General features: G+C 71.1%; 20 protein-coding genes. 11 read left to right on the top strand and 9 right to left on the bottom strand.

Annotated elements, in window-relative coordinates; genetic code table 11:
- Positions 1–52 precede the first annotated feature (52 nt).
- The 8 genes from ACFYTQ_RS27560 (at position 53) to proB (ending at position 10,337) form a co-directional block, all read left to right on the top strand.
- Positions 53–1,426: a bifunctional folylpolyglutamate synthase/dihydrofolate synthase gene (locus tag ACFYTQ_RS27560; RefSeq protein WP_387367523.1), complete on the top strand. Its 1,374-nt coding sequence runs from the start codon at positions 53–55 to the stop codon at positions 1,424–1,426.
- Positions 1,423–1,824 carry a DUF4233 domain-containing protein gene (locus ACFYTQ_RS27555; RefSeq protein ID WP_387367072.1) on the top strand — a complete coding sequence of 134 codons (402 nt, stop codon included), beginning with the start codon at positions 1,423–1,425 and terminating at the stop codon, positions 1,822–1,824. Before ACFYTQ_RS27560 ends, ACFYTQ_RS27555 begins: the two co-directional genes overlap by 4 nt.
- A gap of 47 nt (positions 1,825–1,871) precedes the next feature.
- Positions 1,872–2,288 (top strand): nucleoside-diphosphate kinase, encoded by a 417-nt coding sequence (gene ndk / locus ACFYTQ_RS27550; protein ID WP_387367069.1) that lies wholly within the window; start codon positions 1,872–1,874, stop codon positions 2,286–2,288.
- A 480-nt stretch (positions 2,289–2,768) separates the two neighbouring features.
- Entirely contained in the window at positions 2,769–6,596 is a 3,828-nt protein-coding gene (locus tag ACFYTQ_RS27545; RefSeq protein ID WP_387367066.1) for a translation initiation factor IF-2 N-terminal domain-containing protein, read from the top strand.
- A gap of 261 nt (positions 6,597–6,857) precedes the next feature.
- Positions 6,858–7,169 carry a 50S ribosomal protein L21 gene (gene rplU / locus ACFYTQ_RS27540; RefSeq protein WP_067593338.1) on the top strand — a complete coding sequence of 104 codons (312 nt, stop codon included), beginning with the start codon at positions 6,858–6,860 and terminating at the stop codon, positions 7,167–7,169.
- A gap of 47 nt (positions 7,170–7,216) precedes the next feature.
- Entirely contained in the window at positions 7,217–7,483 is a 267-nt protein-coding gene (gene rpmA, locus ACFYTQ_RS27535; RefSeq protein WP_387367061.1) for a 50S ribosomal protein L27, read from the top strand.
- A 257-nt stretch (positions 7,484–7,740) separates the two neighbouring features.
- Positions 7,741–9,201 (top strand): GTPase ObgE, encoded by a 1,461-nt coding sequence (obgE, locus tag ACFYTQ_RS27530; protein WP_387367058.1) that lies wholly within the window; start codon positions 7,741–7,743, stop codon positions 9,199–9,201.
- An 8-nt stretch (positions 9,202–9,209) separates the two neighbouring features.
- Entirely contained in the window at positions 9,210–10,337 is a 1,128-nt protein-coding gene (proB, locus tag ACFYTQ_RS27525) for a glutamate 5-kinase (protein WP_387367055.1), read from the top strand.
- On the opposite strand, the gene ACFYTQ_RS27520 is transcribed toward proB, so the two are convergent.
- The 5 genes from ACFYTQ_RS27520 to ACFYTQ_RS27500 all read right to left on the bottom strand — a co-directional run bounded on the left by ACFYTQ_RS27520 (position 10,338) and on the right by ACFYTQ_RS27500 (position 13,956).
- Complete coding sequence (locus ACFYTQ_RS27520; protein WP_387367052.1) at positions 10,338–10,892, bottom strand: SRPBCC family protein; 555 nt, start codon at positions 10,890–10,892, stop codon at positions 10,338–10,340.
- On the bottom strand, positions 10,889–11,206 hold the full coding sequence (locus ACFYTQ_RS27515; RefSeq protein WP_387367049.1) for an ArsR/SmtB family transcription factor: 318 nt from the start codon (positions 11,204–11,206) through the stop codon (positions 10,889–10,891). Before ACFYTQ_RS27515 ends, ACFYTQ_RS27520 begins: the two co-directional genes overlap by 4 nt.
- 51 nt (positions 11,207–11,257) lie before the next feature.
- Positions 11,258–12,784 (bottom strand): hypothetical protein, encoded by a 1,527-nt coding sequence (locus ACFYTQ_RS27510; RefSeq protein WP_387367046.1) that lies wholly within the window; start codon positions 12,782–12,784, stop codon positions 11,258–11,260.
- The gene (locus ACFYTQ_RS27505; protein WP_387367043.1) at positions 12,781–13,155 is read right to left on the bottom strand and encodes a hypothetical protein; all 375 of its coding nucleotides are present in this window, start codon (positions 13,153–13,155) and stop codon (positions 12,781–12,783) included. The genes ACFYTQ_RS27510 and ACFYTQ_RS27505 overlap by 4 nt, the downstream gene beginning before the upstream one ends.
- A 96-nt stretch (positions 13,156–13,251) precedes the next feature.
- On the bottom strand, positions 13,252–13,956 hold the full coding sequence (locus ACFYTQ_RS27500) for an ESX secretion-associated protein EspG (protein WP_387367040.1): 705 nt from the start codon (positions 13,954–13,956) through the stop codon (positions 13,252–13,254).
- Between the two features lie 298 nt (positions 13,957–14,254).
- Between ACFYTQ_RS27500 and ACFYTQ_RS27495 the strand changes: the two genes are divergently transcribed.
- Entirely contained in the window at positions 14,255–14,686 is a 432-nt protein-coding gene (locus tag ACFYTQ_RS27495; RefSeq protein ID WP_387367037.1) for a DUF4254 domain-containing protein, read from the top strand.
- A gap of 14 nt (positions 14,687–14,700) precedes the next feature.
- On the opposite strand, the gene ACFYTQ_RS27490 is transcribed toward ACFYTQ_RS27495, so the two are convergent.
- Together ACFYTQ_RS27490 and ACFYTQ_RS27485 are read right to left on the bottom strand one after the other, a co-directional pair.
- Positions 14,701–15,060, bottom strand: a complete 360-nt coding sequence (locus tag ACFYTQ_RS27490; RefSeq protein ID WP_387367034.1) for a hypothetical protein — start codon at positions 15,058–15,060, stop codon at positions 14,701–14,703.
- A 107-nt stretch (positions 15,061–15,167) separates the two neighbouring features.
- On the bottom strand, positions 15,168–15,860 hold the full coding sequence (locus ACFYTQ_RS27485; RefSeq protein WP_387367031.1) for a GAF and ANTAR domain-containing protein: 693 nt from the start codon (positions 15,858–15,860) through the stop codon (positions 15,168–15,170).
- Between the two features lie 272 nt (positions 15,861–16,132).
- Here ACFYTQ_RS27485 and ACFYTQ_RS27480 point away from each other — a divergent pair, with 272 nt between their 5' ends.
- The gene (locus tag ACFYTQ_RS27480) at positions 16,133–16,495 is read left to right on the top strand and encodes a pyridoxamine 5'-phosphate oxidase family protein (protein ID WP_387367028.1); all 363 of its coding nucleotides are present in this window, start codon (positions 16,133–16,135) and stop codon (positions 16,493–16,495) included.
- A gap of 9 nt (positions 16,496–16,504) precedes the next feature.
- Here ACFYTQ_RS27480 and ACFYTQ_RS27475 read toward each other — a convergent pair whose 3' ends face one another.
- Both ACFYTQ_RS27475 and ligD read right to left on the bottom strand, forming a co-directional pair.
- Entirely contained in the window at positions 16,505–17,440 is a 936-nt protein-coding gene (locus ACFYTQ_RS27475; protein ID WP_387367025.1) for a D-isomer specific 2-hydroxyacid dehydrogenase family protein, read from the bottom strand.
- The gene (gene ligD, locus ACFYTQ_RS27470; protein ID WP_387367022.1) at positions 17,437–18,408 is read right to left on the bottom strand and encodes a non-homologous end-joining DNA ligase; all 972 of its coding nucleotides are present in this window, start codon (positions 18,406–18,408) and stop codon (positions 17,437–17,439) included. Before ligD ends, ACFYTQ_RS27475 begins: the two co-directional genes overlap by 4 nt.
- 102 nt (positions 18,409–18,510) lie before the next feature.
- Between ligD and ACFYTQ_RS27465 the strand changes: the two genes are divergently transcribed.
- Positions 18,511–19,194 (top strand): alpha/beta hydrolase, encoded by a 684-nt coding sequence (locus tag ACFYTQ_RS27465; protein ID WP_387367019.1) that lies wholly within the window; start codon positions 18,511–18,513, stop codon positions 19,192–19,194.
- Positions 19,195–19,440: the final 246 nt, after the last annotated feature.

Genomic DNA, 19,440 nt, shown 5'->3' with positions numbered 1-19,440 from the left:
CGGCAGCGCCGAACGGTTGCACTCCGGGCCGTCGCCGGTCGAACTCGCCGAGATGGCGCTGGTCGAGGCCGAACTCGACCGGCGCTGGCCGGAGACCAGGATCGAACCGTCGCTGGCCCGCATCGCCGCGCTGATGGATGTGCTGGGTTCCCCGCAACAGGGCTACCCGGCCATCCACATCGCCGGAACCAACGGCAAGACCTCGGTCGCCCGCATGATCGACGCGCTGCTGACCGCCCTGCACCGGCGCACGGGTCGCGTCACCAGCCCGCATCTGCAACTGGCCACCGAGCGCATCGCGATCGACAACGCGCCCATCGCGCCCGGCCGGTACGTGGAGGTCTACCGCGAACTGCTGCCCTACATCGAGATGATCGACCAGCAGTCCGAGGCCGCGGGCGGGCCGCGGATGAGCAAGTTCGAGGTGCTCACCGGCATGGCGTACGCGGCCTTCGCCGAGGCGCCCGTGGACGTGGCGGTGGTCGAGACCGGACTCGGCGGGACCTGGGACGCGACCAATGTGATCGATGGTCAGGTCGCGGTCATCACGCCGATCGGGCTGGACCACACCGACTATCTCGGCCCCGATCTCACCTCGATCGCGGGGGAGAAGGCGGGCATCATCAAGAAGGCCCCCGCCGACGCGCTCGTGCCCCGCGACACGGTCGCGATCATCGGGCAGCAGGAGCCCGAGGCGATGGAGGTGCTGCTGCGCCGCGCGGTCGAGACGGATTCGGCTGTGGCGCGGGCGAATTCGGAGTTCCGGCTGGTGTCGCGGCGGATCGCGGTCGGCGGGCAGGTGCTCGAGATCCAGGGGCTGGGCGGGGTCTACGACGAGATCTTCCTGCCGCTGCACGGCGAGCATCAGGCCCAGAACGCCGCGCTCGCGCTGGCCGCGGTGGAGGCGTTCTTCGGGGCGGGCGCCCAGAAGCAGCTCGACATCGACGCCGTGCGCGCCGGATTCGCGAACGCTATCAGCCCCGGCCGGATGGAACGGATGCGCAGCGCGCCGACGATCTTCATCGACGCCGCGCACAACCCGGCCGGGGCGCGGGCGCTGGCCGCCACGCTCGCCGACGAATTCGACTTCCGCAAGCTGGTCGGGGTGGTCGCGGTGCTCGGCGACAAGGATGTGGCGGGGATCCTCGAGGCGCTCGAGCCGGTGTTCGAGGAGATCGTGGTGACCACCAACGGTTCGCCGCGGGCCATGGACGTCGACGATCTCGCGAATCTGGCCGTGCAGCGGTTCGGCGACGAACGCGTCGTCACGGCCGCGACCCTGCCCGACGCCGTCGAGACGGCCATCGCCATCGCCGAGGAGGCGGGCGACACCGGGGAGCCGGTGTCCGGGGCGGGCATCGTCATCACCGGATCGGTCGTGACCGCGGGCGCGGCGCGCTCGCTGTTCGGAAAGGACCCCGCATGAGCGCACAGCCCGTTCCGCCCCCGGCCACCGATCCCTGGAAGGGCCTGCGTGGGGTGATGGCCGGGGCGCTGGTGCTCGAGGCCATCACCGTGCTGCTCGCGCTGCCGGTCGTCGGCGCGGTCGGCGGCGGGTTGAGCTGGTGGTCGGTGCTGTATCTGGTCGGCGTCGCCGCGCTCATGATCGTCGGGGCCGGGATGCAGCGGCGGCCGTGGGCGATGGGGCTCAATTGGGGTGTGCAGGCGCTGGTCCTGCTCGGCGGGTTCATCCACCCGTCGATCGCGGTGATCGGCGTGGTGTTCGTGGCGGTGTGGGCGTTCATCCTCGTGCTGCGCTCGGACGTCAAACGCCGCATGGACCAGGGCATGCTGCCGAGTCAGCGAGTCCAGAAGGAGACCTGAGCGTTCCGGTTCGGTTTCCGGCGTGTGCGACGGTTAGAGTTGCGCGCGTGACTGAGCAGACGTTGGTACTCATCAAGCCGGACGGGGTCGCCCGGAACCTGATTGGTGAGATCATCACCCGCATCGAGCGCAAGGGCCTGAGGTTCGCGGCGTTGGAGTTGAAGCAGGTGCCGCAGGAGCTCGCGGCGGCCCACTACGCCGAGCACGCCGAGAAGCCGTTCTACGGTTCGCTGATCGAGTTCATCACCTCCGGCCCGGTCGTCGCGGCCGTGCTCGAGGGTCCGCGCGCGGTCGCCGCGTTCCGTCAGATCGCGGGCGGCACCGATCCCGTCGAGAAGGCCGTGCCCGGCAGCATTCGCGGCGATTACGCCCTCGAGACCCAGTTCAACCTCGTCCACGGCTCCGACTCGCCCGAGTCCGCCAAGCGGGAGATCGCCCTCTGGTTCCCGGATTTCTCCCAGTAACGACAGTCTCGTCCGGACCACCGATGAGCGTCGGTGGCGAACGCGCGCCCGTACATATGGGATACTGGCCTTGGAAGTGATCGACGCCCGCCGTTTGCGGCAGGCGACGGACGCATCCGATGGCACCGCGGTTCGACGCCGATCATCGCTGCCCCGGACGGTTACCAAGACTCGGCTGTTCGGCGGCACGCTGGATGAGCGCTCGAATCAGGTGTTGAAGCCAACAGCCAGGCGCCGCGTGACCAGTTAGCCCGACCGACGAACGACAACCGGTTACGCGGGGCGAGACCACTGACCTCGCGCCCTCAGGGGCGTGGGGCGAAGACAGTGCCCCCGCGTCGGCCGCGTCACACTCGTTCGAATGGGACGCGCCCGGGGGCCCGAGGAGATTTCGTGGCCGATCAAGAGCCGCAGGAAACGTCGCAGAGTAATGGTGAACACGCTTCGAACGAGGCGATACGGGCAGGGGAGGCGGCGCAGTTGCCCGAACGTATCCGGGTCCACGCGCTGGCGAAGCTGCTGGGCACCACGAGCAAGCGCATCCTGGCCCACCTGACCGAACTGGGCGCCGAGGCGCGCAGTCCGCAATCGAGCCTGGACCGTACCGTCGCCGAATCCGTGCGCGATGCGCTCGGCCCGGCCGACCCAGCGCAAACCGGTGCCCCGCAAGCCGAGTCCACGCAGACAGAAACCACACCGTCCGAGAGCGCGGCGGTCCCCCCGCCCGCGTCCCCCGAGCCTCCCGCGGCCGAGGACCCGGGAAGCCCGAGCGCGCGGGCCGAATCCGCGCAGGCCCAGGTCGAGGAGGCCCGGCCCGACAACGCGCAGGCTGAGAGCGCGCAGCCTGAGAACGCCCAGTCTGAGAAGGCCCAGCCTGAGAAGGCGCAGCCTGAGAGCACCCAGCCCGAGAAGGCGCGGGCCGAGAGTGCTCAGCCCGAGAAGGCGCGGGCCGAGAGCGCTCAGCCCGAGAAGGCGCGGGCCGAGAGCGCTCAGCCCGAGAAGGCGCGGGCCGAGAATGCTCAGCCTGAGAAGGCGCAGGCCGAGAGCACCCAGCCCGAGGGCACCCAGGCCGAGAACGCCCAGGCCGAGTCGACCCGCGCCCGGACCGCGCAGCCCGCGTTCGCCCAGGCCCGGCCCGAATCGGCTCCCGAGCGCGCGGAGCAGACCGAACCTCCGGCCCGGAGTGCGCAGCCGGAGTTCACCCGGAGCGCCCCGCAGCCCGAGGCCGAATCCCGCCCGGCGGCAGGGCAATCCGAGTCCTCCCGCACGTCCTCGCTGTTCACCAGCCCGTTCCACGCCCCGGCCGCGCCCCCCGAACCCGTCGTGTTCGAGCCCCCGGCGGTCGTCGCGGCCCCGCTGTTCCTGCCGCCCGACGCCACCCGGGCCGAGGAGATCCGGCGCAGGCTGCGGGCCGAGCGCGAGGCCAAGGTCGAGGACGACACGCCGCGCGCCGAGGAGCAGGCCCCCGAGGCACGAACCCCGGAACGGAAGCAGGACAAGCCCGCCGAACCGGCCGCCGAGGACACCGACTCCGATTCGGACTGGGACGACGATCAGGAGCACGGCTCCGACGAGCGCGGCGACGAGGGCAACCGGTCCCGTCGCCGTCGCCGCGGCCGCCGGGGACGCGGACGCGGCCGGGGCGAGCAGCACTCCGACGCCGACGACAACGACTCCGACGACACCGACGAGCAGGGCACGGCCGAGGACTCCTCCGACTCCGACAACGAATCCGCCGAGCAGCGTTCGGAGTCCGACGACTCCGACGACGGCGACGACTCGTCGCTGCCCGACGGCTCGACCCGTCGCCGCCGTCGCCGTCGCCGCCGCAAGGCCGGTGAGGACGGCGACACCGACTCCTCCTCCGACGACGATCCGCCGAACACGGTCGTGCACGAGCGCGAACCGCGCAACAAGCGCCGCGCCGTCGACGAGGTGCAGGGCATCACGGGTTCCACCCGGCTCGAGGCCAAGCGTCAGCGCCGCCGCGACGGTCGCGAGGCCGGTCGCCGCCGCCCGCCGATCCTGACCGAATCGGAGTTCCTGGCCCGCCGCGAGGCCGTCGACCGCGTGATGGTCGTGCGCGAGAAGACCTTCCCCGAGCACCCGAGCGCCACCATCCAGGTCGCCGTGCTCGAGGACAACATCCTCGTCGAGCACTTCGTGACCAGCACCGGCCAGGCGTCCATGGTCGGCAACGTCTACCTCGGCAAGGTGCAGAACGTGCTGCCGAGCATGGAGGCCGCGTTCGTCGACATCGGCCGCGGCCGCAACGGCGTGCTGTACGCGGGCGAGGTCAACTGGGAGGCCGCCGGGCTCGGCGGCAAGGAGCGCAAGATCGAGCAGGCGCTCAAGCCCGGTGACACCGTCCTCGTGCAGGTCAGCAAGGATCCGGTGGGCCACAAGGGCGCTCGCCTGACCACCCAGATCAGCCTCGCGGGCCGCTTCCTGGTCTACGTGCCCGGCGGCACCTCGACCGGCATCAGCCGCAAGCTGCCCGACACCGAGCGCAAGCGCCTCAAGGAGATCCTGCGCGACATCGTCCCGCAGGACGCCGGGGTGATCATCCGCACCGCGTCGGAGGGCGTGAGCGAGACCGAGCTGGCCCGCGACGTCGAGCGCCTCCAGGCCACCTGGAAGACCATCGAGGACCAGTCCAAGAACGGCTCGAACGCCCCCAAGACCCTCTACGAGGAGCCCGACCTGCTGGTCAAGGTCATCCGTGACCTGTTCAACGAGGACTTCTCCAAGCTGGTCATCGAGGGCGAACGGGCCTGGACGACCGTCGAGAACTACATCCGCACGGTCGCGCCGGACCTGCTGACCCGCATCGAGCGCTACGACGGCGGCAACGTCGACGTCTTCGGCAGCTTCCGCATCGACGAGCAGCTGGCCAAGGCCCTCGACCGCAAGGTGTGGCTGCCCTCGGGCGGCACCCTGGTCATCGACCGCACCGAGGCCATGACCGTCATCGACGTCAACACCGGCAAGTTCACCGGCGCGGGCGGCAGCAACCTCGAGGAGACGGTCACCCGCAACAACCTGGAGGCGGCCGAGGAGATCGTGCGCCAGCTCCGGCTGCGCGATATCGGCGGCATGATCGTGGTCGACTTCATCGATATGGTGCTCGAGTCCAACCGGGATCTGGTGCTGCGCAGGCTGACCGAATGCCTGGGCCGCGACCGCACCCGTCACCAGGTCTCCGAGGTCACCTCGCTGGGTCTGGTGCAGATGACCCGCAAGAAGCTGGGCACCGGCCTGGTGGAGGCGTTCTCGACCACCTGCGAGCACTGCCACGGCCGCGGCATCGTCGTGCACAACTACCCCGTCGAGACCGCGCCCGCCGAGGAGGGCGCGGGCCGTCGCGAGGGTCGCCGTCGCCGCAAGGAGAAGGAAAAGGAGAAGGCGGTCGTCGCGCCCGCCGCTCCCGCCCCGCAGCCGGTGCCCGAGCTGACCGAGGAGGAGGCCGCCGCCAAGCGCGCGCATCCGGTCGCCCTGGCCATGGCCGCCCATCAGGCCGAGGAGGCGGCCGCCGCGGCCGCCGCCGAATCCGAGGTCGCCGCGGTGGCGGCCGAGGCGGTCGCGGACGCGGTCGCCGAACAGCTCGCCGGGGACGTCGAGGTCGTCTCGGAAGGCGGTGCGGCACACGAAGATTCGGCCGCCGAGCAGATCCGCCCGACCGGGCGGGGCGGTCGCGCCGCCCGCGCGGCCCGCCGGGCCCTGCGCCGGGAGTCCCGCGCGGAGGCGGTGGCGGTCGAGAACGCCTCGCGGACAACGGATTCCGAGGGTCGCGACGAAACCGTCGCCGCGAGTTCGGATTCCGCGAGCGAGCCGACCGGCCGGGTCGCCCCCGAGGCCGAGCCGTCTCGGTCGGAGCGCGAATCCCGTTCGGCCGCGGTCGAATCCGGACACGTCGACTCGGCGCCCGGAAGCGCGCGTCGCGAGCCCGCCGTCAACGGCGTGGCCGAATCCGCGGGCGGACATCGCGACGCCGAGCAGACCGTGGCCGCCGCGGTGGCCGAGGCCCGCGCGGCCACGCACGTCGCCACGCAGGACCCGCACGAGACCCCGGCCTCCGGCGAGCGGGCGGCCGACACCGCCCGGCGCGGACGCCGTCGCGTGGCCCGCACGGCCGCGGCCCCGAGCGCCGACAGCTCGGGCGCGGTGTTCGTGCTCGGCAGCGACGATCGGGAGCAGGGCCCGAGCTTCTCGCTCGACGAACTGGCCCCCGCCGAGGTGACGCCGCGGCAGCGGCCCCGCCGCCGGTCCGCCGGGCGGGCCGCGGGCGCGCCGGAACAGAGCGACTGAGCGGTACGCGTTCCGGTGCCCCGTCGACGAGTTCGGCGGGGCACCGGCCGTTTCGGGGCCGGTTTGGTTCCCGAGCGGGCTCTCCTGTAATCTTGGACAGTCGCTGCCCGGTGGCAGCAGTCTGCTGCGCACGCCATGCGCCACCAGGCGCCGAGGCGGCGGTATTACCAGACCACTTGCGGCGGTTTCCGGTGTGAACCGGCAGGCGCGCCGCGCGAAGCCAAGTGCCGAGCACTAGTAGAGAAAGAGGGCAGCCGACCGATGGCAACGTACGCGATCGTCAAGACCGGCGGAAAGCAGTACAAGGTCGCGGTCGGTGACCTGGTGAAGGTCGAGAAGCTCGAGGGTGAGCCGGGCACGGCCGTGTCGCTGGAGCCGGTGTTGGTCGTCGACGGCGCCACGCTGACCACCGACAAGGACGCGCTGGCCAAGGTTTCGGTGTCCGCCGAGGTGGTCGATCAGACCAAGGGCCCGAAGATCCGCATCCACAAGTTCAAGAACAAGACCGGCTACCACAAGCGTCAGGGCCACCGTCAGAAGCTGACCGTCCTGAAGGTCACCGGCATCAAGTAAGCGACTACGGGGTCCCCGCACCCCCTGGTACGAGGAGTTCAACAGCTATGGCACATAAGAAGGGTGCGTCCAGCTCCCGTAACGGTCGCGATTCGAACGCGCAGCGGCTCGGCGTCAAGCGCTTCGGCGGCCAGGTCGTCAAGGCCGGCGAGATCCTGGTTCGCCAGCGCGGCACCCACTTCCACCCCGGCGTGAACGTCGGCCGTGGCGGCGACGACACGCTGTTCGCCCTCGCGGCGGGCGCGGTCGAGTTCGGCACCAAGCGGGGCCGCAAGACCGTCAACATCGTGGTCCCGGAGCCGGCGCAGGCCTGAGCCGCGCCGGAGCCGTCCGACACACTTCGAAGCGGGTCAGGGTGACAGACACCCTGGCCCGTTTTCCTGTTCCCAGCCGACCTGGCCCGCTGCTCCTGTTCCCACCCGACCTCGCCCCGCTGCCCGTTCCACCCGCGGATTCCAGCCGACCTGGCCCGCTGCCCTGTTCCACACGCGGGCTCCAGCCGACCTGGCCCGCTGCCCTGTTCCACGCCTGTTCCCAGGCCGACCTTTCGAGAAGGAGGATGATCAAAGACATGTCCAAATTCATCGATCGCGTCGTGCTGCACGTCCGGGCGGGCAAGGGCGGTCACGGATGTGCTTCGGTGCATCGGGAGAAGTACAAGCCGCTCGGCGGCCCCGACGGGGGCAATGGGGGCAACGGCGGGGACGTGATCCTCGAGGTCGACCCCAATGTGCACACCCTGCTGGACTTCCACTTCCACCCGCACGCCCGCGCGGGCAACGGCAAACCCGGTGAGGGCGGCAACCGCGAGGGGAAGAACGGCGGCGAACTGCTGCTGAAGGTGCCCGACGGGACCGTGGTCATGAGCCCCGAGGGCGAGATGCTCGCCGATCTCGTAGGCGCCGGAACACGTTTCGTGGCCGCGCGTGGCGGACGCGGCGGCCTGGGCAACGCGGCGCTGGTCTCGCGCGCCCGCAAGGCCCCCGGCTTCGCGCTGCTCGGCGAGGAGGGCGAGGAACGCGACCTCGTGCTCGAGCTCAAATCCGTCGCCGACGTCGGCCTGGTCGGGTTCCCCTCGGCCGGGAAGTCGTCGCTGGTGTCGGTGCTCTCGGCCGCCAAACCCAAGATCGCCGACTACCCGTTCACCACGCTCGTGCCCAATCTCGGCGTGGTCTCCAGCGGTGACACCACCTTCACCGTCGCCGACGTGCCCGGCCTGATTCCGGGCGCGAGCGAGGGCCGCGGCCTCGGACTGGACTTCCTGCGGCACCTCGAGCGGTGCGCGGTCCTCGCGCACGTGATCGATTGCGCCACACTGGAACCCGGCCGCGATCCGGTCTCCGACGTGGACGCCCTCGAGGCGGAACTCGCCGCCTATCGGCCCGCGCTGGCCGCGGACGCGAGCCTCGGCGATCTGGCCGAGCGTCCGCGTGTGGTCATCCTCAACAAGGTCGACATCCCCGACGCCGACGAACTCGCCGATATGGTGACCCCCGAGTTCACCGCGCGTGGCTGGCCGGTCTTCAAGATCTCGGCGGTGTCGCGGGAAGGCTTGCGCCCGTTGACCTTCGCGCTCGCCGACCTGGTGCGCGAGTACCGCGAGGCGCATCCGAAGGCCGCCCCGCGCCGACCGGTCATCCGGCCCATCGCCGCGGGCGAGAGCGGTTTCACCGTCGTCCCCGATCCGGAGGTCGAGGGCGGTTTCATCGTGCACGGCACCCGCCCCGAGCGCTGGGTGCGGCAGACCCAGTTCGACAACGACGAGGCCGTGGGATATCTGGCCGATCGCCTGGCCCGCCTCGGCGTCGAGGACGAGCTGGTGCGCCAGGGCGCGGAACCCGGCGCGTCGGTCACCATCGGCGATGTGAGCTTCGAGTGGGAGCCGCAGATCTCGGCGGGCGTGGACATGGTCATGACCGGGCGCGGCACCGATCCCCGGCTGGATCAGACCGGCCGCATCTCCGCCGCCGAACGCAAGCACGCCTCGCGGGTGCGCCGCGGCCTGCTCTCCGATGAGGAACAGGATGAGTGAATTCCGGTATGACGCAGGTTGATTCGGGACGCGAGCTGAGCGCGGCGCGGCAGGCCGTGGCGTCGGCGCGCAGCGTGGTGGTCAAGATCGGATCGTCGGCGCTGACGAGTCTGCAAGGGGGACTGGACACCTCGCGTCTGGATCGGCTCGCCGACGCGGTCGAGGCGCGCATGCGGGCGGGTTCGGATGTGGTCGTGGTGTCCTCGGGCGCCATCGCCGCGGGTATCGCGCCGCTCAAATTGTCCTCGCGCCCAAAGGATCTGGCGACCAAGCAGGCCGCCGCCAGCGTCGGTCAGCTCGCCCTGGCGCACGCGTGGGGAACCTCGTTCGCCCGCTACGACCGCGTGGTCGGCCAGGTGCTGCTGAGCGCCGACGACTTCTCCCGCCGCGAACACCACCGCAACGCCCAGCGCACCCTGGACCGGCTGCGCGCCCTGCACGCGGTGGCCGTGGTCAACGAGAACGACACCATCGCCACCGAGGAGATCCGCTTCGGCGACAACGACCGGCTCGCGGCCCTGGTCGCGCATCTGGTCGGAGCGGATGCGCTGGTATTGCTGTCGGATGTGGACGGCCTCTACGACGGCGATCCGCGCAAGGGGTCGGCGAACTTCATTCCCGAGGTCCGCGGCAGCGCCGATCTCGACGGTGTCATCGCGGGCAGCGGCGGCGCGCTCGGCACCGGCGGCATGGCCTCCAAACTGTCGGCCGCGCGGCTGGCCGCGGACGCGGGCGTGCCGGTGCTGCTGGCCGCCGCGTCCGACGCCGCGGCCGCCCTGTCCGGTGCGACCGTCGGCACCGCCTTCGCCGCGCGGCCGGTTCGCCTGTCCGCCCGCAAGTTCTGGGTGCGGCATGCCGCCGACAGCCGCGGCGCGATCCATCTGGACGAGGGCGCGGTGCGGGCGGTGGCGCAGTGCCGTCGCTCGCTGCTCGCGGCCGGAATCACCGCTGTGCGTGGACGTTTCCACGGCGGCGACGTGGTGGATCTGGTCGCACCCGATGGTCGGACGGTCGCGCGCGGGGTCGTCGAGTACGACAGCGGCGAACTCGAGACGATGATGGGCCGCTCCACCACCGAACTTCCGGAAGGTATGCGCCGCGCGGTGATTCACGCGGACGATCTGGTCAAGGTGTGATCAGTCGCCCAGCGGCGGCTGGATCGGCTCGAGACCGAGTTCGTCGGAGTACGCGCGGTTGAGGTCCGGCCAGCCGTGATTCATGGCGTCCGCCCCGACGATCGGACCGATCGGCGTGCCCGCGAGCAACAGCGCGGCGACGTCGAGGCACAGATGCCAGCCCGCGGCCAGCATGGCGGCCCGATCGCGTTCGGGCAGGTGGTGGGTGAGGCGCAGGCGGGTGCCGTCCGGGGTCGCGGTGAGTTCCCACGTCAATGCGTCACCGCCCCAGGTGTATTCGAGCAGATGTGGCGGTTCGACGCGCGAGATCTCGCCCGGCAGTTCGGTTTTCGTGTCGCCGTCGATCATGATCAGGGTGACCGGTCCGGTCGAGGTGAGTGGCCGGTCGGCGGTGTAGGGGGCCCACTCGCGCAGTTCGTCCGGTTCGGTGAGCGCCGACCAGACCGTCTCCGGTCGGTGCGCGAAGTCGCGGGTGAAGATCAGCGACCAATGTCCGTCGTCGTCGACGAGTTCGACCGGATGCAGGGGAGTGGGGCGGTAGGGGCGGGTGCTCATGCGGGGGGTTCCTTTCTGTCCAGGTGTCGCCCGAGGGCGTCGAGGTGGTGTCGCCACAACCGCAGGTAGGGCGACAGCCATCCGTCCAGTTCCTCGAAGGGTCCGGGCGCGAGCCGATACACCCGGCGCTGGGCCGCCACCTCCACGGTGACGAACCCCGCGTCGCGCAACACCTTCAGATGCTTCGATACGGTCGGCTGCGGCAGCTCCAATCCGTCGACGAGCTCGCCCACCGTCGCCGCTCCCACCCGCAGACGCTCCAGGATCCGCCTGCGCTGCGGTTCGGCCACCACGGTGAACACATCGGCTGCCACCCCGTTAATATACCTCGAGAGGTATATACGTGTGAAGGCATATACCCTGGCTCATCGCCCGGGCGGAATCACCCCGGGCTGATCGGGCGCCGACGGCGTGGTCGACTGATCCGGAATCGGCCCGGTGACACCCGGCTGCCCACCCTGATCCGACAGCGGCGGCCCCTCGGGCGGCGGCGGAGCCGGAGGGGGCGGAGGCGGCGGCGCCGGGGTGTGGGTCTGCGGCGGCGGGGGCGGCGGCACCGGGACGGTCGTCGGTGGCGGCGGGGGCGCCTCCGAGGTGGCGGGCGGCGGCGTACTCGGCTGTGGCGCAGGCGTTTCCGGAGCCGGTGGGGGAGCGCTCGGCTGAGGAGCCGGGGACTGCGGCGCGGGTGGCGGCGGAGTATCCGGCGTAGTCGATTGCGGCGCAGGCGCTTCCGGCGTGGTCGGCTGCGGCGTATCGGGCGTGGTCGGCTGTGGCGCGGGTGTATCCGGCGTACTGGGTTGCGGCGCGGGCGTATCCGGTGTGGTCGGCTGCGGTGCGGGTGTGTCCGGTGTACTGGGTTGTGGCGTAGGTGTATCCGGTGTGGATGGTTGGGGTGCGGGTGTATCGGGTGTGGTCGGTTGCGGCGCAGGCGTATCCGGTGTGGTCGGTTGCGGTGCGGGTGTGTCCGGTGTAGTGGGTTGCGGTGCAGGCGTATCCGGTGTGGTCGGCTGCGGTGCGGGAGTGCTCGGCGTACTCGATTGCGGCGCGGGCGTATCCGGAGTCGGTTGCGGTCCCGGCGAGCTTGGTTGTGGCGCAGGGGTTTCCGGAGTCGGTTGCGGTGTGGGCGTCTGCGGCGTACTCGACTGCGGAGCCGGGCTCTGGGGCGTGGACGGGTGCGGCGCGGGCGAATTCGGCGCCTGCTCCGGCGTATCGGGGACCGACGGCCGTGGTGTGGACCCGTTGGGCGACTGATCCTGCGGCGGCAGCGGCGTCTTCCGCGGGGTCTGCGGTCCGGGCGCGGACGGGTGCGGCGCGGTGGGGTCGGGCAGCGCGGGCGGGACGGGCAGGGCCGGAATCCCGCTTCCCGCGGCCGAATAGGACGGCTTGTAGATCATGTTCATCGCCATCAGCGCCTCTTGCCGGACCGCCTCCTCGGCGATCCGCGCATCGATGACGTGGGCCGCCTCCAGCGCCCGCGCGATCGCCCCGACCGGACCCGCGTCACCCGGCGGCACCACGGCCAGCTTGACGGCCTCCGCCGCGGCGGCCACGGCCCCGAGCCGCGCCCCCACCTCGCCCAGGACGGCGGCCAGTTCGTCGACCGATTCGGCGAGGCTGCGCGTGCTGGCGGCGGCAGCGTCGGCGGCCGCCCCCTGCCAGCCCGCCGAATCCGCGATCCGATCCGCGTTGCCCCGCGCCAGGTGGATCGAGGCCGCCAGCCGCGTCGCCCCCTCCGCCCACACCGCCGCGGTCTGCGTGATCGCGGCCGCGTCGATCTGCTGGGTGCCGGCGTAGATCTGCTCGTGCGTCAGGGACTCGAAATGCTCCATGGCGCTGATGTATTCGGGATCCGTCGGTCGCGGGGCGGGACCGTACCGGAACTCCGCGGTCATCGCGGCACCCTCGGCTCGACCGCCCGCAGCGCGGCGGCGTGCGCGGCGTCGGCCTCCTCGTACAGTCCGGCGCTGAGCAGGAACGCCTCCTTCATCCGGTACGCGGCCGCGATGTACTGGTCCAGCAACGCCGCGGCGTCGCGCGCCTTGCGCCCGAACCCGGCCTGCAACTGCCGCGCCGAGAAGAAACCCCCGAACCCGTGCGGCTCCGCCACCGACTCCAGCCGCTGTTGTAGATACCGAAACCCCTCGGCCTGCTGGTCGTAGAGTTCGGCGCAGCGGCGCGCCGCGGCCGGATCGAACCGCACGGTACCGCTCTGAGCGGCCTGCAGGAACCGAGCGATGTCGGCCTGGCTCGTCTCGATCGTCATGCCTACCCCTGAGATCCGCGGTCGGTAGTGACTCAGCCTAATCGGTCGACCATGCCCGGTCAGTACGTCTTGCCGGTATCCAGGGGGTGAAATACCTCAGTGCGGGATGCGCTTCTGCAAATGCGACGCGATCTGCTGCGGCGAGGCCGGGACGACATGCACGTTGTCCCCCGCCCGAATGAGGTAGCGGCCGTCGCCCGCGACATCGATCCAGGTGTAGTAGACCGCAGGGGGCGGATCGTCGCGATCGAGCCGCGGTTCGATGCGGATGTGTCCCTCCGCGGTGTGCGGCCGCACCAGCAGCCGCCGGATCCGCGGCGCCAGCGGTCCGGTGGCGACCACGGTCTCCTCGTCGCGCACCGCCTCCGCGGGGGCCGTGCGCGCGGGTTCGCGGCCGGGCGGGGTGTCGGGCAGCAGGGCGGCGATGCGCGCCCCCAACTTGGTGCTGTGCCCGATCGAAATGTGCACCTGCCCACCGAAATCGGGCGAACGTCCCGGCTCCTGCACCGCGAGCACCGCGTGGTCGTACACGGCCGCGCCGAGCACCCGGATCTCGGTGCCGGGGCTGTGCCCGCCGCCGATGGCGACGACCCTGGTGTGCGGTTCGGCGAGGATCCGCAGACACGCGGACAGATCCGGATCCGACCGCAACGGTATGCGCGCCTGGAGATCCCGGCGCAGCGTGGCCGCCTCGTCCTCGGTGCGCGGCGACTCCAGCACGCGAATCGGGAACGGGTGCCGATCGAGATCGGTCTCGCGCCAGATGTGCGCGAACTCGTCCGGTGTGAAAGACCAACTCACGCCGACAAACACCCTTCACGCGACCGTCCCGAACCTGAACGTAGCGTAGCGGGGTACCGAGCGGTCGGCCAGACGACGGAACAACCCGGCCGCTGAGTCATCGGAAGGCCAGAGAAAGGGCAGTGGCAGGGCCGGGCGAAGCGCGCATCCTTGAATTGCACCCGGTGCCGCAGAAGATGTCCCCTTCGCAGATTGCGGTGCGCCGGATCCGGTGCGGTCCGCCCTTGCCGCACCGGGCTCGCGGTCCGGCGCCCGTGTGCGGTACCGGGTGCGCCCCACCGCCTTGGAGGTACCCGAAATGTCCACCCCACCCGATTGGCACGAGTTGCTGGCGGCGTTCTGCGGGCACATCGGCGACCGGCCCGAGGACCACCCGGTCACCCGGTGGGCCCGGTCCCTGGCCGAACTCCATCTGGCGCGGCGCGACCAGCCCCTGCACGCGGCCGAAATCGATTGCCGCAGAAACGAACTGGTCGCCCTCATCGACGACTGGGTCGGCGCGAACACCACCCGCCGCCCCCGCGCCCAGTCCCTCGGCGCGATGATCGACGCCATGGCCGCCGCCCAAGTCCGCGCCATCCACCTCCTCCGCCACACCGACTCCGTCACCGACGCGCGCGTACACGCCGCCTGGTATCTCCTGGCCTCGCTCGCCGACGCCTGGACCGATCAGGTGGAGCTGATCTTCAACATCCGCCCCCCGGTCTCCCGCACGGCCCGCTGGGCCTGAGCGCGCGGCAGCGATCAGCCGCGGCGACGGCGGCGCGGACCGCGTCCGCTCGGCACCGGCCGAATCGCCGCGCGGGGGGCCGGATCTCGCGAGACCGCGAGGTCGAGCATGACCAGCCCCGCCTCGCGGATCAGCGCGTCCAGATCGTCGAGCACCCCGACGACCCGGTCGCTGGCGACGCGTATCTGCTCGGGGGTGGTGACGTCGCCCTCGAAAACGGCTCGCACCGAATGCAATTGCAGTCCGATGTCGAACAGGTGGCGCACGAGCCGGTCGTGCGCCTCGGGAATGGTCGACGGCACCCCGACCGGCACGATGTCGTCCCCGAACGCGGGAGCGACGGGCTCGGCGGCGGACGCGGGGTCGGCGGACATGGTGACCTTCCTACGTCGAGGGCAGGTCCCCAGCCGCGCTACAGGACTCGGGGAGTGACGAGTGGAAGTGTAAACCCCGGAGGTGACCGAATGGGATACCCACCTGGTCAGGAATTACGCCTCATCCTTCTCGGGCGCGTCGGCAGGTTGAAATGCGGTGGGGTCGGGTCGGCCCCGGTGAGCCCGCGGATGATCCCCGCCGCCACCGTCACGAGTTTGACGTTGTCGCGCTGCGAGGCGATCCGCAGCACCTCGAACGCCGCGTCCCGATCGCAACGCCGTTGCGCCATAACGATTCCCAGCGCCTGATCGATGATCGATCGCGACGCCAGCGCCGCCCGCAACTGGGTGGTCAGCTCCGCCTGTCGCGCGCTGTCGATCGCCGCGGTGAGCAGCACCGCGGTGTGCGCGGCGGTGAGCAGAATGGCCTGCATGGCCGCCGCGCCGAAGTTATCCGGTTCGGGGGAGTAGAGATTGAGCGTCCCGACGGCCACCGCGTCCACGAGCAGCGGCTGCGAGTGCACCGAGCGGATGCCCTGCGCCAGCATCCGCGCCGGATACGTCCCCCACCGCGTCTCGGTCGCCAGATCGGTGATCGTCACGGCCGTCCCGGTGTTCAGCGCCTCGAGACACGGCCCGAGCCCCTGCTCGCGTTGCAGCTCGTCGATGAGCGTCGCGTGCGGGCCGGTGGACGCGACGGTGAGGGCATCCCCGTTGCGCCGCAGCGTGATCGCGACCATCGGATGGCCGGGCAGCATTCCGGCGGTGATGTCCGCGATCTCGCGCAGCGAACCTTCCACGTCCCGGGTCGCCAGGACGACCGCGGTGAGCTCCGACAGCCCGACCGCGAATTCGTCGAGTGGAAAGGGTTCTTGGGGTATGCGAACCTTTCTAGCATCGTTTTGTTTGGTCAGCGGCGATTCGGGGAACGTGGATATGACCGGATGCCCTCCGGGGCGCGACGATCGGGGCAGACAGGGTAATGACCAGCCGAGCAGACGATCACCCACGATGTATCCGTCCGCCGAGCTCAACCCAGCAGGTCCCGCGGGATCTGTCGACGGCCGAGGCGATGCGCCTGCTCGGTCAGGTTCGGGTGGGCCGCATCGTCTACTCGCGGTATGCCCTGCCGACGATCCGCCCGGTGAACCACATGGTCGACGGGGAGAGCCTCATCGTCCACGTGCCGCGCGGCGCCACCCTCGCCGTCGACCGTCAGGTCGTGGCCTACGAGGCCGACGCCATCGATGAGCGGACCCGGCGCGGCTGGTGCGTGATCGTGACCGGCACCGCCGAACCCCTCACCGATCCCGCGGAGATCGATCGGTACCGAACCCTGTTGGGCGCGTGGCTGCCCGGTCCGCGCGATCAGATGGTGCGCATCGAGCCCGACATCATCACCGGCGTCGAATACGTCGACCCCGAACCGTCGTAGCCGGGGTGCTCAGTACCCGGCCGCCACATCGATGCGGGCGTTCAGCTCCCGTCCCGCCACGAACCGCGCGACATTGTCGGCGACGTGCTCGGCGAACGCGACCGTGCGCAACCGTGGCGGATTCGAATCATGGGGCGTCACAATGGCATTCGGCAGCTCCCACAGCGGGTGCCCGTCGGGCAACGGCTCCGGTTCGGTCACGTCGAGCCCGGCTCCGCCGATGACGCCCGCCCGCAGCGCGGCGACGAGCGCGTCGGTGTCGATCAGGCCGCCGCGCGCGATATTGATCACCCAGGACGTCGGTTTCAGTTGGGCGAGTTCGCGCGCGCCGACCAGATGCCGCGTGGCGGGTGTCGCGGGCGCGGCCACCACGACGTGATCGGTGCGTGACCAGACCTCCGAAAGCCGATGCGCCGGAACGGTTTCCACGACGGCGGGATGGGATATCGCGCGGCCCGACCGGTTCACCGCGAGCACCCGCGCGCCCAGCGGCGCGAGCAACTCGATCAGCTCCCGTCCGATGCCGCCCGCCCCGACGACGGCGACGGTCGCCCCGCGCAGCGTGCCGACATGCGGGAAGAACTCGCGCTGCCGCCAGCTCCGCGCCCGCAGATGTTCGGGCAGGTACCGCACCCCGGCCAGCAGCAACGCCAGCGCGTGCTCGGCGACGCTGCGCGCGAAAGCCCCTGCCGCCGAGGTGAACACGACGCCGGGATGCCGGTCGAAGACGCCGCTGTCGAACCAGTCCTCCACCCCCGCGGAGAACAACTGCACCCAGGCCACGCCCTCGGGCAGCCGCTCGGGAAAGCCCGCCGGGCCGCCGTCCCAGATCAGCGCGCGGGCCTGCCCCAGCTCCGACACCGTCGCGCCGCCGTCGGTGATCGCCCGCGCGAGGAGTTCGGAGGGTTCGGGGCCCAGCGCGATGCGGACCGGCTCCACCGTCATTCCCGATCTCCCTGTTCCTCGTCCAGATCCACCTCGACATTGTCCCGGTCGGCCCATTCCAGCAGCGGCGCGATGTCGAACACGGCGTCGTCGATGCCCGCGTGCAGGTCGCCGAGTTCGGCGTAGCGGGCGGGCACCGTGGCGATGGTGAAGTCGCGCGGGTCGATCTCGGGGATCTCGTCCCAGCCGACCGGGGTGGACACGGTCGCGGTCGGATTGCCGCGCACCGAGTACGCGGCGGCGATGGTGTGGTCGCGGGCGTTCTGGTTGTAGTCGACGAACAGCAGGTGCGGATCGCGGTCGCGCCGCCACCAGGTGGTCGTCACGTCGTCGGGCGCGCGGCGTTCCACCTCGCGGGCGAAGGCCAGCGCCGCGCGGCGCACGTCCTGGAACCCGTACTCCGGCGCGATCCGCACGTAGACGTGTAAACCCTTGCCGCCGGACGTCTTCGGGAATCCGACCGCCCCGAGTTCGGCGAGCACCTCCCGCGCGACACCGGCGACCCGGCGCACCCGCGACCACGGGCAGTCGGGCATCGGATCGAGATCGATGCGCCACTCGTCGGGCCGCTCGGTGTCGAACCGCCGCGAGTTCCACGGATGGAACTCCACCGTCGACATCTGCACCGCCCAGATCACATCGGCCAGCTCCCGCACGCACAGCTCGTCGGCGTGGCGGCCGTACCGCGGGAAGTACACCCGCACCGTCGGAATCCAGTCCGGCGCGCCCGCGGGCAGCCGCTTCTGATGCACCTTCCCGCCCGGCAACCCCTTCGGGAACCGATGCAACATGCACGGCCGATCCCGCAGCGCGTTCACGATCCCGTCGCCCACGCTCAGGTAGTACCGCACCAGGTCGAGCTTGGTCGCCCCGATCTCGGGAAAGTACACCCGATCGGGATTCGACACCCGCACCGTGCGCTCGCCGACGCTCAACTCGACGGCCGGCGCCGCGTTCTTGCTGGCCACCCGTCCGACCCTAGCGACTCCACGAGCACCGGTCACGCATCCCGGGACCGCCGCCGCCCGGTGAACTCGTCTCGGACCCCGTTCCCGCGGCAGACTGTGGGGGTGCTGCGACGGGACGAATACGACATCCACCGACCAGACGACGCGACCGGCGAGCTGCCGGGGGTGGTCTTCCTGCACGGCCCCGCGCCGATTCCGCTGCGCGACTCCCCGCTGCTGGCCGCCTACGCGCGCCTGGCCGGTGCGCGCGGCTGCGCCGGTGTGGTCGTCGACCTCCGCTATCGGGGGGTGGAAAATTGGCCGCCGGGCACGATCTGGCCGCCGCACGCCGACTGGCTGGGCACCGCCGAGTGGGTGGCCGAGGTCGTGGATCGGATTCGGGCCGAGGACGGCATCGACTCGAATCGCATTGCGGTGTGGGCCTTTTCGGGCGCGGGCATGCTCACCGGTGGGTGGCTGGCCGACTCGCCCGCCTGGTTGCGCTGTCTCGCCCTGACCTATCCGGTGCTGGCCGATCAGACTCCCGGGTCGAGCACGCCCGCGCCCTGTGATCGACTGCGTCCGGGCCGCCCGATCGTCCTGACCCGCGTCGGCCGCGAACGCCCCGAGTACCAGGCGACCGTCGATCGCCTGCTCGTGCGCGCCGAAGAGGTCGGCGCCGACGTGACGGTGATCGATGTGCCCGAGGGGGAGCACGGTTTCGACGCCGCCGTGCCGTCATTGGCGGAGTGCGCCCCGGTGCTGTCGGCCTTCGACGAGGTCGCAAAGCGGTTGCGGGACAACTGATTCCGCTACCGAAAGGCAGGCGCACCGTCGACCGAGGCGCGCAGCCAGCAAACGACGTCGTCGCAACCGCGGGCGTCCTGGGCGAACACCAGGGACCCGCGGGTCAGCCGACACCCGTGGACCGCCCGGCCCAGGGCGACCACCGGGGGCCACCCTGGGGGCCACCACCGGGGGCGACCACCGGGGGCGCGGTCGGTGGCCGAGGAGTGCGAATGCTCCGTGAACCGCGGTTGACCGGCAGGCGGG

The organism is Nocardia sp. NPDC004068 (assembly GCF_042874315.1).
In the GTDB taxonomy this organism is placed as follows: Bacteria; Actinomycetota; Actinomycetes; order Mycobacteriales; family Mycobacteriaceae; genus Nocardia.
Note: the sequence above shows the minus strand (reverse complement) of the source record. Positions and strands in the feature narration are given on the sequence as shown.